12 protein-coding genes are annotated in these 12,382 nt (G+C 70.0%); 6 read left to right on the top strand and 6 right to left on the bottom strand.

All coding sequences use genetic code 11. From position 1 onward, the window contains the following. From VF794_RS20520 to VF794_RS20505, 4 genes are all read right to left on the bottom strand, one after another. On the bottom strand, positions 1–877 hold an 877-nt coding region (locus tag VF794_RS20520; protein ID WP_331112947.1), incomplete at its 3' end, for a TadE family protein. Then, the gene (locus VF794_RS20515) at positions 871–2,454 is read right to left on the bottom strand and encodes a pilus assembly protein TadG-related protein (protein WP_331112945.1); all 1,584 of its coding nucleotides are present in this window, start codon (positions 2,452–2,454) and stop codon (positions 871–873) included. The genes VF794_RS20515 and VF794_RS20520, both read right to left, overlap by 7 nt. After that, positions 2,454–3,257, bottom strand: coding sequence for a TadE family protein (locus VF794_RS20510; protein ID WP_331112943.1), 804 nt, complete (start codon positions 3,255–3,257; stop codon positions 2,454–2,456). The genes VF794_RS20515 and VF794_RS20510 overlap by 1 nt, the downstream gene beginning before the upstream one ends. A gap of 73 nt (positions 3,258–3,330) precedes the next feature. Next, on the bottom strand, positions 3,331–4,779 hold the full coding sequence (locus VF794_RS20505; RefSeq protein ID WP_331112941.1) for a sigma 54-interacting transcriptional regulator: 1,449 nt from the start codon (positions 4,777–4,779) through the stop codon (positions 3,331–3,333). A 69-nt stretch (positions 4,780–4,848) separates the two neighbouring features. Between VF794_RS20505 and VF794_RS20500 the strand changes: the two genes are divergently transcribed. Together VF794_RS20500 and VF794_RS20495 are read left to right on the top strand one after the other, a co-directional pair. Then, a complete protein-coding gene (locus VF794_RS20500) occupies positions 4,849–5,895 on the top strand; it encodes a RimK family alpha-L-glutamate ligase (protein ID WP_331112939.1) in 1,047 nt (348 codons plus the stop codon). A 133-nt stretch (positions 5,896–6,028) separates the two neighbouring features. Beyond that, positions 6,029–6,700: a DsbA family oxidoreductase gene (locus VF794_RS20495; protein ID WP_331112937.1), complete on the top strand. Its 672-nt coding sequence runs from the start codon at positions 6,029–6,031 to the stop codon at positions 6,698–6,700. Positions 6,701–6,713: 13 nt separating this feature from the next. Here the strand turns inward: VF794_RS20495 and VF794_RS20490 are convergent, their stop codons facing one another. Next, a complete protein-coding gene (locus tag VF794_RS20490) occupies positions 6,714–7,688 on the bottom strand; it encodes a hypothetical protein (protein WP_331112935.1) in 975 nt (324 codons plus the stop codon). Positions 7,689–7,905: 217 nt separating this feature from the next. Between VF794_RS20490 and VF794_RS20485 the strand changes: the two genes are divergently transcribed. From VF794_RS20485 to VF794_RS20470, 4 genes are all read left to right on the top strand, one after another. Continuing rightward, a complete protein-coding gene (locus VF794_RS20485; RefSeq protein ID WP_331112933.1) occupies positions 7,906–9,201 on the top strand; it encodes a hypothetical protein in 1,296 nt (431 codons plus the stop codon). A 182-nt stretch (positions 9,202–9,383) separates the two neighbouring features. Beyond that, the gene (locus tag VF794_RS20480) at positions 9,384–10,241 is read left to right on the top strand and encodes a carboxypeptidase regulatory-like domain-containing protein (protein ID WP_331112931.1); all 858 of its coding nucleotides are present in this window, start codon (positions 9,384–9,386) and stop codon (positions 10,239–10,241) included. Positions 10,242–10,376: 135 nt separating this feature from the next. After that, positions 10,377–10,802 carry a hypothetical protein gene (locus VF794_RS20475; RefSeq protein WP_331112930.1) on the top strand — a complete coding sequence of 142 codons (426 nt, stop codon included), beginning with the start codon at positions 10,377–10,379 and terminating at the stop codon, positions 10,800–10,802. A gap of 31 nt (positions 10,803–10,833) precedes the next feature. Continuing rightward, the gene (locus VF794_RS20470) at positions 10,834–11,922 is read left to right on the top strand and encodes an FAD-dependent oxidoreductase (RefSeq protein WP_331112928.1); all 1,089 of its coding nucleotides are present in this window, start codon (positions 10,834–10,836) and stop codon (positions 11,920–11,922) included. 33 nt (positions 11,923–11,955) lie between these two features. On the opposite strand, the gene VF794_RS20465 is transcribed toward VF794_RS20470, so the two are convergent. Further along, positions 11,956–12,382 (bottom strand): TolB family protein (locus VF794_RS20465; protein ID WP_331112926.1); only part of this gene is annotated, 427 nt, incomplete at its 5' end.

Raw genomic sequence — 12,382 nt, 5'->3', positions numbered from 1 at the left:
GGTCCTGGTCGCCGCCGTTCTCCTTCTCCTGGAACGAGCTGTCCATGCCCCGGAAGCTCATCCAGAACTTGCCCGCGCTGATGGGCACCGTACCCACGACCTCCTTGGCCAGGTTCTCCGCGGAGCCATTCGCCGTGTTGTGGTCGTCGTAGACGATCTTGGTGGAACGGTAATAGGCCTGGTTGTCGCAGCCGTCGTCATCCAGCACCTCGCACTCCCGCGACTCCTCACCGCCGGCCAGTCCCCAGTCGTCCAGGAGGATGCCGTAGGCGCCCCGGCACTTGCCGTTGCCCTGCTGCGCACGACCGATGCCGCACACGGGGATGGCGCCAATCACGTAGTGGGGCACGTCGAAGATGGCGCCGCCGCCGCCGCCATTGCCGTTGCCGTTGTTGCCCTTGCCCTTGTCCAGGAAGTGTTCCGGGATGCGCATGGGCATGAGTTCCGCCTTGGACGAGCAGCGCATGCCGCCCGTGTTCTCGTAGACGCTGTTGGTGGACGAGCTGGGCTTGAAGGAAATCTTCTTCTCCTCCTCGCAGGTGACGCTCAAGCCCTCGGCCGAGGTGAAGACCTGGACGATCTTCGGCCGACCGTGCTGCGAGGTGCGCCCGTCGAAGTCCTCGTAGCGCTCGGTGGCGTGCTGCCCGGCCTTGGAGATGGCGTTCTCCAGGTGTTTGAAGTTGCCCGGCAGCTCATGCATCTTCGCGCTGGTGGTGTCCCACAGGGCGCTGGTGGCCGCCTCCTGCACCTTGAGCGTCAGGTAGCCCACCTCGGCGAAGTGGATGCCGAAGATGAGCACGGTGACGAAGAGGAGCAGCCCGAGCGCCATCTCCACCATCGCCTGGCCGTGCCGCCGTGCCTCGCGAGCCCTCACCATGCCGAGTACCCCTTGTCACTGAGCGCCTTGTAGACGTCGGCGGAGAAGGGCGCGGACTCCTTCAACACGTTCTCGATGTCGTCGCGGCCCTGGAGGTCCACCTGGGCCGACACCAGCGTGGCGCGCCAGAAGGGATTGAGGAAGTTGGGCGGCTCGCGCCAGTAGGGGCCCGCGCGCTTGTAGTAGGCGATGCCCGCCGAGAGCGCCGTGGCCTTGGAGATGTCCAGGCCGTTGGTCAGCTGGATGCCCCGGTTGTCGAAGGTGACGCCGTCACTCGAGGGGGAGAAACGGAAGCGGAACATGAGGTTCCACGGGTCCGGGTGCATCTCCGGCCGGTTGTAGTCGCGCTGGATGACGGAGTAGAGCTTGGGCTGGCCCCAGTTGTTGCCGGATTCCGCCACGTTCTTGTAGTTGTAATCCATGTGCGCCGGCCACATGCCGGGGCACAGCGTGCACACCCCCATGGTGTGGACATCTTCCGGGGCCTCGCTGTCCTGGCCGCCCGTCCACTGGTGCTGGTCACCCGTATCCGCCATGTGGGTGCTGCGCACGTGCGCCTCGGGAGCGGAGAGCCCCTTGAAGGAGGGAGTGCACGGCGCCATGCCCCGGTTGAAGGTGAGGGCGATGGTGCCATGGTCGTCCGCCCACGCCTCGGTGGCGTCGACCGTCTTGGAGTGCGTCTTCGCGCCCTCGGGCGGGAAGTAGCCACTGCCCGTGTTGGTGTAGATGTCGAGCGTGTCCCGCTCCGGCATCTCGCCCTTGAGCTTGTCGAAGACGAAGTTCGCGGCCCCACCACGCCCGGTGACGAAGCTGTAGCCGCGGCTGCCCATGGCCGCGTAGACGAAGTGCAGCTTGTGGCCCGCGTCGCGGCGCGTGCAGGCGGCGCCCTGGCTGCCGCAGTTCTCCCCGCCGGCGACCTCCTGCCTGACGACCGTCTTGAACGCCTCGGTGGACAGCGCCACCAGATCCTCGCCGAAGCGGCCCCCCTTGTTGGCCTCCTTGACGATGCTGCTGGCCAGCTGGGCCTCCAGCAGGTCCTTCTCGAGCTGGGTGTAGAGGGCGTTCTGCTCGTCGGAGATGGAGCCGATCTGGAGCCCGAGGGCCTCCTTGCCGGCCTTGCGGTCCAGCGCATCCCACTTCTTGGCGATGTCCTGGTCCAGCTTCTCGAACTTGTTCTTCGCCTCGGTGATGTCCGCCACGGCCTGGGTGGCGCACACGCACTGGGGCCCGGCGACGGGGCACTGCGCCAGGACGATGGCCGCGTAGTACGCCAGGGGCAGGTTGTAGGCCTGGCTCACCCCATGGAGCGAGGCGCGGTAGTAGCTGCTCCAGGAGATGAGGCTCTCCACGCCGGCCATGGCCACCATGTTGCCCACGAACGCCCGGTTCATGATGGAGATGCTGTTGAAGGTGCGCGCGGTGGCCCCCGCGTTGGAGTAGGCGGCGGCGTCCGCCACCGTCTGCAACTCGATCTTCTCGCGCGCCTTCATGCCGATGGAGAGCGTCATCGTCACCATCAACACCAGCAGCAGCAGGGTGAGCGCGAAGACGACCAGGGTCTGTCCACGGCGTTTCATCACAGGCCCTCCGGGGTGGGTTCGCAGTTCTGCTTCTCGAAGAAGACCTTGCGCGCGGGCGTCATCATCCGCATGCCGTACGTGGCCTGGATGGGGAAGACGTAGTGGCCCGCCAGCACCTGGTTGACCAGCTCGTCGCGCACCAGCATGTCCAGGTTGACGACCTGCTCGGGGCTCTTCGTCCAGCCCGCGTCCTTGTCCGTCACGATGAGCGGGTTGACGGCGTTGTAGTCCTTCAACCCCAGGTGGGCGAGGATCATCCGGCTCATCACCCAGTCCGCGAAGGGGATGCGCAGCCGGTACCAATAGATGAGGCGCACCTCCAGGCGCTTGGCGCTGGAGCCATCCCCCGAGGGGGTGTCGAAGTCCAGGTCCTCCTTCTCGTTCAAGGTGGCGGCCCGCGGAGACTCGCGCACCAGCCAGAAGACGGGCCCGTCATTGCCCCGGTCCTTGCCCGGCAGGTAGCGCGGCACTGGCGCGCGGCGCACATCCGCCCCCAGGCGTGACGCCCAGGCCGAGGCCAGCATCTCCCCCGGTGAGCCTCCACCTGGCCTCACGAAGGGCTCCACGGTGGGCAGCAGCCCCGCCATGGCCGCGTGGATCATCGGCGTGCAGTCACCATGCTGCCGGCTGCCGGCCCGCACCGCCTGGAAGGCCGCGTACTCGGCCATGATCCGGCCCTGCAACATCATGAAGAGTTGAAGGGTGCCAAGGATCAGGAACACGAGGAGCGGCAGCGTCAACGCAGACTCCACGGCCGCCTGACCGGATTGCGCCGAGAGGGGGGATTCCTCGGTATCCATACATGTGGTTGTTTCACCCCCCCGCCCCCGTGCCCATCGGTCAACTGGACGAGCCCGCCGATGACGCGCCGCGTCAGCGGGGCTTCATGCCCTTGGCGTCGAGCTGGTACTTCTTCACCAGACGCTCGATGGACTTGCGGTGCAGGCCGCTCTCCCGGGCGGCGCGCGAGAGGTTGCCCTCGCAGCGGGCGAGGACGCTGGTGACGTACTCGCGCTCGAAGTTCTCCAGCAGCTGCTCCTTGGCGTCCTTGAAGGTGAGGTGCTCGTTGAAGGGCAGCGGCCCCTCGCGCGCCTGGCCCCGGACGCGGGGCGGCAGGTTGTCGGGCAGCACCTCCTCGCCGTCGCTGAAGGCGAGCACGTGGGAGAGCACGTTCATCAGCTCGCGCACGTTGCCCGGCCACCCGTAGGCCATCAGCAGCGAGAGGGCCTCGGGGGAGATCCGCTTGCGGCCGTGGCGCGCCATCACCTCGGGCTCGGCCAGGGCCCGCTTGAGGATGTGGGGGATGTCCTCGCGGCGCTGGCGCAGCGGCGGCAGCTGGAGGTTGATGACGGACAGGCGGAAGAAGAGGTCCTCGCGGAAGTTGCCCGCGGCGATCTCCTTGGGCAGATCGCGGTTGGTGGCGGCGATGACGCGGCAGTCCACCTCGAGGGTGTCGTTGCCACCCACGCGCCGCACCTCGCGGTTCTCCAGCACGCGCAGCAGCTTGGGCTGGAGGTCCAAGCGCAGCTCGCCCAGCTCGTCCAGGAAGATGGTGCCCCCGTGCGCCCGCTCGAAGGCCCCCGGCCGCTCCGTCATGGCCCCGGTGAAGGAGCCCTTCTCGTGGCCGAACAGCTCGCTCTCGATGAGGTTGGGCGGAATGGCGCCGCAGTCCAGCACCACCAGCGGGCCCTTCTTGCGGCCGCTCAGCTCGTGGATGGCGCGCGCCACCAGCTCCTTGCCCGTGCCCGTCTCGCCCCCGATGATGACGGACACGTCCATGGGGGCGATCTTCTTGATGAGGGCGAAGACCTGCCGCATCTTCACGCTCTGCCCCACCAGCCCGCACAGCTCGCCCTCGCGGTCCGGCTCGACCGTGACCTCCTCGTCGAGCGGCGCGAACGTCACCGTGGAGGAGCCCGCGCGAATCTGCGCCCCGGCCGACAGGTAGGCCCGTTCAATCCGCCGGCCGTCCAGGAAGGTGCCGTTGGTGGAGTTGAGATCCACCAGCAGCCAGCCCCGCTCGGTGGTGATGATCTCGAAGTGGTGGCGGCTGACGGCGCGGTCCTCGGCGAGCACCAGGTCATTGGTGGGGTGGGCGCCACAGCGCAGCCGCTCCTTGTCGGACACCAGGGACTTGCCCTCGTCCGGCCCGGCCGACACCTGGACGCGACAGCGGCGCAGCTTGAGCGTGGCGCGCTGCTCCAGCACCAGCACCTCGGTGCCAGAGCCCGCCCCACCCTCCGGGGGCACGAGGATGGAGTCCAGACCGTCCTCCCCCGGGTTGGTGAGGATGTCGTCCGGGTGCGGTTCCTTAGTGCTCATCACGACTGGATGATAGCAAACACGGCTGACGTCCCCCGCCTGCGCCCGTGGTAGGCTCGCCCCCCTTCCATGCCTCCCAAGAAGGTCTCGTCCAAGAAGGCGTCCGCCAAGGTCCGCCCGAAGGCCTCCGCGCGCCCCGGCGAGCCGCCTCCGCCTGACTCCTCGCTCGCGCTCCCGGCGGCCCCCCGCCGTCCCCCGGTGAAGAAGCGGGTGGTCATCCTCTCGCGCAAGCGCTCCCTGTACTCCACCCGGCGCATGGTGGAGGAGATCAAACGACGCGGGCACCGGCCCCTGGTGCTGGACACCCTGCGCTGCACCATGCTGCTGGCCCCGGGCACCCCGCGGATGCTCTACCGTGGCGTGGACGTCAAGGGCGTGGACGTGGTGATTCCGCGCATCGGCGCCTCCATCACCGGCTACGGCCTGGCGGTGGTGACCCACTTCGAGATGATGGGAGTGCCGGTGCTCAACGGCGCCCAGGCCATCTCCCAGAGCCGCGACAAGCTGCGCGCCCTCCAGTTGCTGTGCAGCGCCGGGCTGGACGTGCCCCGGACGGTGATGGCGCATGACCGCAGCAACGTGCGCAAGCTCGTGGAGGAGGTAGGCGGGCTGCCCGTCATCATCAAGCTGTTGCGCGGCACCCAGGGGGTGGGGGTGATGATCGCCCACACGCTCCAGGAGCTCCAGACCATCGTCAACACCTTCTGGGACCTGGGGCAGGAGGTGGTGCTCCAGGAGTTCGTCGCGGAGAGCAAGGGCCGGGACGTGCGCGCCCTGGTGGTGGGCCAGAAGGTGGTGGGCGCCATGCGGCGGCGGGCGAAGAAGGGCGAGTTCCGCTCCAACATCCACCGCGGCGGCGAGGGCAGCCCGGTGGAGCTGCCCCCCGCCTATATCGAGGTGGCGGTGAAGGCCGCGCACCTGCTGGGCCTGGAGATCGCCGGGGTGGACATGCTCGAGGGCCACGCGGGGCCCCGGCTGATGGAGCTCAACTCCAGCCCCGGCTTCGAGGGCCTGGAGCGCGCCACGAAGCACGACATCGCCGGGGCGATGATCGACCATGCGCTCGCCTTCGCCGAGGCGCGGGCCGCGGCCGGGGGCCAGCGCCAGGTGGGGTGACTCGCGGCGCCATCACAAGAGCAGGCAGGCGGACAAGCCCCTTGCTCGGCCCTCCTGGGAATGGGCTCGAATTTCCCATGACGGAGGGGATTGGCAGCGGGAGTGCCGACTTCGTAATCTCCGGGCCGCTCCCATGAAGCCCCTGCCCAAGCCCCTGCAGATCACCGTCTACCAGGATGTGTTGTGCGCCTGGTGCTACCTCACTGATTTGCGGCTGGAATCCCTGAAACAGGAGTTCGGCGATCTCATCCGTTGGCGCGTGCGGCCCTACCCGCTGCGCATCAACGACAAGCGGCCCACGGACAAGGAGCTCCGGGGACTGACGGAGGAGGTGCGCCGGGCCCAGCAGGAACCGGAGCCGGTGGCCAAGCTGCTGATCACCGAGCTGTGGCAGGGCGGAGACGCCCCGCGCACCAGCATCCCCGCGCTGGCGGCGCTGGAGGCGGCGCGGCTCCAGGGCCCCTCGGCGAGAAACCATCTCGCGCGTGCCATGCAGCGCGCGGCGTTGGAGCAGGGTGTGAACGTGACGCGCACGGACGTCATCTTCGAGCTGGCCAGCCGCGTGGGCCTGAACATGGGCCCCTTCTCGGCGGCGTTCCACTCGGACGACACGCGCAAGCTCATCCTCGACGAGCACTCCATGGCCGCCAGCCGGGGCGTACGCGGCGTGCCCACGCTCGTCATCGGCGGCCGGTGGATGGTGTGCGGCCTGCGCGACGCGGCCGAGTACCGCGAGCACATCCTCACCTGCCTGGGCAAGGCGCACACCCCGCGCTCGGGCTCGTCCGAGCGCATGGTGCACTAGCCGGCCCGGGGCGCTACTCCAGCTCGGAGCCGTTGCGCAGCGCCAGGTAGAGGCCGCCCACCAGGAGCTGCCCCATGGCGATGGCCGGGATGGCGCCCACGCAACAGGCCAGCACGCCGGCGAAGACCAACAGGCCCGCCACGAAGCTGACGCCGAAGATGGACGAGCGCTCACCGCGAGCCAGCGCATAGCAGTTGCGCAGGGCCTGCATCGGCGAGACGTCCTCGTTGAAGGTGAGCTCCGCCTGGAGCAGGTAGAGCGGCAGGCCGAAGTAGATGGCGGGGATGAGGGTGACGAGGCCCGCCACGACGAAGACGCCCGCCAGGGTGGGTCCCATCGACTCGAGTGCCTGCCCTCCGGCGAGCTCGCTCACGGACAGGCCCGCCGCCGCCAGCCCGATGAACGACAGGACGAGGAAGAGCAGCACCAGGGGCAGCAGCAGCAGCACGCTCGTGAGGAGCACCGTCACCAGGTAGCGCCCCACCTTGGGGAACTGGGAGAAGACCCGCGCGACGTCCACGCCTCCCCCCTCGAGCACATCGAAGACCACCCGCAGCATCCCGAGCGCCATCGTCCCCTGCACCACCACCTGCAGGAGGATGGTGAAGAGCAGCAGGACGCCGGTGAGCGCGAGGGAGTCCGCGCCCTGGCCCTGCATGGCGGAGGAGACGACGTTGCCGCTGAGGTTGGCCATCATGCCCACGGCCGACGACACGAGCGCCGCCACCGAGAGCATCACCCAGTCGCGCTTGAAGGTCTCGAAGCAGTAGTCCCACAGGGCGCTGAAGTTCCAGGTGTCCCGCCGCAGGGGGAAGTCCAGGGTGCCGGAGCGCGCGCGGCAGGCGGGGCAGAGCAGGAGCTGCCCCCGCTGGCTGCACACCTCGCACATGAAGTTGCCACACCGCTCGCAGGTGCCCGTGGCCCCCGACATCGGGTGGATCGCACAGTTCGCCCCCGTCCCCCCACTCCTGGAATCCGTCACGGCCATGGCTCTGCTCCCCCGCGGCATCCGGGGCAGAAGGGCCCTCGGGCGCGCCGCGCCTCCTACCCCCCCTCTTTATCAGGAGCCGCGAGTAGGGGATCCTTCTGGGAAGGGCGGGAAACAGGGGGATGAATTTTCTTCCAGCCCGCCCGTCTGCTTCCGTGTCGTCGTCGTGATGAAATACGCAGAGTCCCGGCCCCGTCGCCGGCCCCGGAGAACCCCCATGCGTCGCCTTCTTGCCCTCACCGTCCCCGTCGCCCTGATGATGGGGACCGGCTGTGTCGCCCACTACCACCAGCCGGGCAGCACCTACGCCTCCAACACCAGCGTCTACGAGTACCGCTACACGGGCTCCCACCCGGACCCGTACGGTGGCTGGTGCACCGAGTCCTACAACCATGTCCACGGCTACGCGCCCGAGGACATCAACGCGTACACGTACTCCAACGAGGTGTACGTCTACCAGGGCCCGAGGGTGGTCTGGTACCTCGACTACCACCCGGTGCACGGCGGCGGCACCTGCTACATGCGCGGCCGGCACAACCACGACTACTTCCCCTACGCGCACCATGGCAGCACGTACCGCTGGGACAACGGGCGCTCGGTGTACGTCTACAGCAACTACCGGCCGCCCGCGCCGCCCCGCGGTGGCAACTCGCACGAGGCCACGCCCGTGGACAATGGGGGCTGGGGCAACCCGCCTCCTTCCAACAACAACGGTGGCTGGGGCAACTCCCAGCGGCCGCCCCCCCCTCCGGGGACGGGCTACGGCACCAAGCCCCCGGTGAGCACCGGCAACGGCGGCGGCTGGGGCAACCCGCCTCCTCCTTCCAACAACACCCCGCCCAACAACGGCGGCGGCTGGGGCAACCCGCCTCCTCCTCCCACGGGCGGTGGTAACGCGCCTCCGGGCCACGGCGGCACGCCTCCGGGCCACGGCGGCACTCCGCCCGGCCAGGGCGGCTGGGGCAACCCGCCCGGCCACACCAACAACCCTGGCAACCCTGGCAAGCCCGGCAAGCCTGGCAAGCCTGGCCGCGACTGGGACAATGGCGACAAGCCTCCTCGCGGCAATGGCGGCGGCTGGGGCAACGGCGGCGGCAACGGCAATGGCAACAACACGCCTCCTCCGCCTCCTCCGCCCAGCAACGGCGGCGGTAACGGCAATGGCGGCGGCTGGGGCAACGGCGGCGGTAACGGCAATGGCAACGGCGGCGGCAACAACACGCCTCCTCCGCCTCCTCCGCCCAGCAACGGCGGCGGTAACGGCAATGGCGGCGGCTGGGGCAATGGTGGTGGCAACAGCGGCGGCGGCAACAACACGCCTCCTCCGCCTCCTCCGCCCAGCAACGGCGGCGGTAACGGCAATGGCGGCGGCTGGGGCAATGGCGGCGGTAACGGCAATGGTAACAGCAACGGCAATGGCAACAGCGGCGGCGGCGGCAACAACAGCGGCGGCAATGGCAACGGTGGTGGCAACGGCAACGGCAACGGCTGGGGCCGTGGTGGTCGTAAGTAGGTCCTGACCTCCCGCGAGTCGTGACTCCGAGGGCCGCTCTCTTCCTTATAAGGAGGGGGGCGGCCCTTGGTGTTTCCACCCGTGAGCACTTGGGACACCGGGTGTTCCGTCACCCAGGGGACGTCTAGGGCCCGAGGGTGGATTGCCGTCGCGCCGGAGCGTGGAGATCTTGGCGCGCAGACATGATGCGTCCGAGATTCCTCCTCTGCTGTGCTCTCCTCGGGCTCGGCCCGGTTGCCTGTGGCCCCGCGGTGGAGCCGGATCCTGGCGTCGACCGCAGTGACAGCCAGACGGTGGACACCGACCACCTGGCCATCACCGTCGCCGGCCACGCCGAGGTCTTCCCCGAGGCCACCCGCCTGCTCGAAGCCCAGGGCCAGGCGGTTCCCTCGCTCGAGGGCCTCGCCCTCACCATCGAGGAGCCCCTGCGCGTCGGGGTGAGCGACCCGGAGTCGGTGTTGGGCAACGGCTCCCTGGGCTCCGGTGGTGAGTTCTCCGTGTCCGACGTGTTCGTGCGCACGGTGAACCTGAGCCTCGCCGCCACCCTGGAGCACGCGGGGTTCGTGCGCAGCTCCACCGTCCTCTTCGACACCGCCTTCACCCGCACCCGGCCGCGCACCGACATCATCGGCGCCCGCGTCTGGGCCGTGCCCGTCTCCTTCCACGACGCCCTCACCCGCGCCGTCGGGGACTCGGCCATCCGCGCACACACCGCCGACCGGGCCCGCACGCTGAGCAACGCCGGCTTCATCCTCGGCCGGGTCGTGGATGCCTCCGGCGCTCCCGTGGCTGGTGCCCGCGTCGTGCCCGACCGCGGAGAACTCTCCTCGCGCATCTACTACCCCGCCGCGGACTTCCAGAGCGCCCGCCAGGACGCCACCAGCGCCACGGGCCTCTTCGTCTACGTCCACTCCGGCGCGGCGGCGGACACCTTCACCCTCTCCATCGAGGGCTCCCGGAGCTACCTGCCCCGCAACGCGGGCGCCGCCTCCGGGCTGGGGCTCGTCCTCACCCTGCACCCGGGCAGCATCCCTCCATAGCGCCCGAGCGAGCGGCCTGGCGAGGACTCGGTGGGTCGCCAGGTCTGGGCCCCACCGCTCCCGGCCACGCGTCGGGCATCGCGCCCTCCTCCGTCCCATCCTTGGGGAGAGGAGGTGGTGTCCATGGAGCGACACGTGACGACCCGAGACAGAGAGCCCGTGCAGCTCGACGTGGGGGAGCGAGGCCATGGCCCCCCTTTCACGCGCCTTCCCCCGGAGCGCCGCAGCGGTATCGTCGCGGGCTCCTTGTGGATGGTCCTCATCTGCCTGGCCCTCTTCTTCGTTCCCCTCCTCAACGGCTTCGTCGGGGGGCTCGTCGGCGGCTACAAGGTGGGCACCGTCCGCCGGGCCCTCACCGCCGCCGTGCTGCCCGCGGCCCTCGTCGCCGTGGGACTCTGGATGCTGCTCACCCTCGCGGACCTGCCCATCCTCGGGCTGCTCGCCGGTGTGGCCGTCGGTCTCGCCGTGGCCATCTCCGAGGTCGGCCTGTTCATCGGCGCCGCGCTCGGTGGGGTGCTCGCGGCGAATCGGCCCCCCGTCCAGCGCCGGGTCATCGTGTAGTCCCGTCTCCCGCGGGCTGGGGTGGTGCGCCGTGAGACGCCTCGTCCTGGTCGGCCCCGGCCATGCGCACCTCTTCGTGCTGGAGGCCCTGGCCCAGGCCCGCTGGCCGGGCGTCGAGACGGTGCTGGTGTCCCTGGGGCCCACGCAGCTCTACAGCGGCATGGTGCCGGGCTACCTGGCGGGGCAGTACGCGCTGGAGGCGCTGAGCTTCGACCTGGAGGGGCTGGCGCGAGCGGCCGGAGCGCGGCTGGAGCCGAGTGGCGCCGCGGGCCTGGACGTGGCGCGGCGCGAGCTGCGGCTGGGAGATGGCCGGACGCTGGCGTACGACGCGGCGAGCTTCGACATCGGCTCGCTGCCGGCGGGCGACACGGTGCCGGGGGTGCGAGCGCACGCGGTGGCCCTCAAGCCACTGGAGCGGGCCCTGCCGCGGCTCCTGTCGGCCCGGGAGACGGGCCCGGTGCTGGTGGTGGGCGGAGGCGCGGCGGGCGTGGAGGTGGCGCTGTGCCTCCAGGCGCGCACGGGCCGGCCCACGGTGCTGCTCGAGGACGGCGGGCACGTGCCCCGAGGTGCCTCTGGCGCGGCCGCACGTGCGGTGCGCGGAGTGTTGGAGCGCCGGGGCCTCACCTCGCGCCTGGAGTCCCGGGTGACGGCGCTGGAGGCGGGCGTGGCGCACCTGGAGTCGGGGGAGCGCCTCCCCTTCGGCACGTGCGTCTGGGCAACGGGAGCGCGGGCCCCGGAGCTCTTCGCGACGAGCGGCGCGGCGGTGGACGCGGGGGGCTACCTCGCGGTGCGGGACACGCTGGAGAGTGCCTCGCACCCGGGCCTCTTCGCGGCGGGAGACTGCGCGGGCTTCGTCAGCGGACAGCACGTACCGAAGGCCGGCGTGTACGCGGTGAGGCAGGGGCCGGTGCTGCGAGACAACCTGCGCGCCTTCCTCACGGGCACGGGCACGCCGCGGCCCTACCGGGCCCAATCGGGGTTCCTCTCGCTGCTCAACGCGGGGGACGGAACGGCGGTGGGCGCCTGGAAGGGACTGGCCTTCCATGGCCGCGCCGTGTGGCGGCTGAAGGACGCCATCGACCGGCGCTTCATGGAGCGCTTCCAGCGGTTGGCCCGGTAGAGGGCTCCGAGGGGGGGCACGTCCCCTGGGAGTTCAGGTGCCCTTGGACACGAACCAGCGCGGCAGCCAGTCCGCGCCCTTCGACTTCGTCAACTGCGTCTGCCCGCTCCCGTCCGCCCTCATCAGGAACAGCTCCACGTCCCCCGTGCGGTCCGACGGAAACACCAGGTACTTCCCATCCGGGCTCCATGCCGGCTGGTCATCCACGCTCTTGCCGTCCGTCAGCGCCACCGGCTCCCCACCCGCCACACTCGCCACCCAGATGCGCGCCTTCTCGCCCTCCCCCTTCGCCACGAAGGCCAGCTTCTGCCCGTCCGGGCTCCACGCCGGCTCCCGCTCCTCCCCCTTCACCGCGCTCCCCGACACCGCCCGCAACCCCGTCCCGTCCGGTTTCACCACGAACACCCGCACCCGCCCCTCCCGGTCACTCACGAAGGAGATCCACTTCCCGTCCGGGCTC

Source organism: Archangium sp., assembly GCF_036389735.1.
GTDB lineage: Bacteria > Myxococcota > Myxococcia > Myxococcales > Myxococcaceae > Archangium.
Note: the sequence above shows the minus strand (reverse complement) of the source record. Positions and strands in the feature narration are given on the sequence as shown.

What these genes read in the sequence shown, in the direction of transcription:
- VF794_RS20515 (WP_331112945.1), bottom strand. Translation starts at nt 2,454, where the DNA reads ATGAAACGCCGTGGACAGACCCTGGTCGTCTTCGCGCTCACCCTGCTG.
- VF794_RS20510 (WP_331112943.1), bottom strand. Translation starts at nt 3,257, where the DNA reads ATGGATACCGAGGAATCCCCCCTCTCGGCGCAATCCGGTCAGGCGGCC.
- VF794_RS20505 (WP_331112941.1), bottom strand. Translation starts at nt 4,779, where the DNA reads ATGAGCACTAAGGAACCGCACCCGGACGACATCCTCACCAACCCGGGG.
- VF794_RS20500 (WP_331112939.1), top strand. Translation starts at nt 4,849, where the DNA reads ATGCCTCCCAAGAAGGTCTCGTCCAAGAAGGCGTCCGCCAAGGTCCGC.
- VF794_RS20495 (WP_331112937.1), top strand. Translation starts at nt 6,029, where the DNA reads ATGAAGCCCCTGCCCAAGCCCCTGCAGATCACCGTCTACCAGGATGTG.
- VF794_RS20490 (WP_331112935.1), bottom strand. Translation starts at nt 7,688, where the DNA reads ATGGCCGTGACGGATTCCAGGAGTGGGGGGACGGGGGCGAACTGTGCG.
- VF794_RS20485 (WP_331112933.1), top strand. Translation starts at nt 7,906, where the DNA reads ATGCGTCGCCTTCTTGCCCTCACCGTCCCCGTCGCCCTGATGATGGGG.
- VF794_RS20480 (WP_331112931.1), top strand. Translation starts at nt 9,384, where the DNA reads ATGATGCGTCCGAGATTCCTCCTCTGCTGTGCTCTCCTCGGGCTCGGC.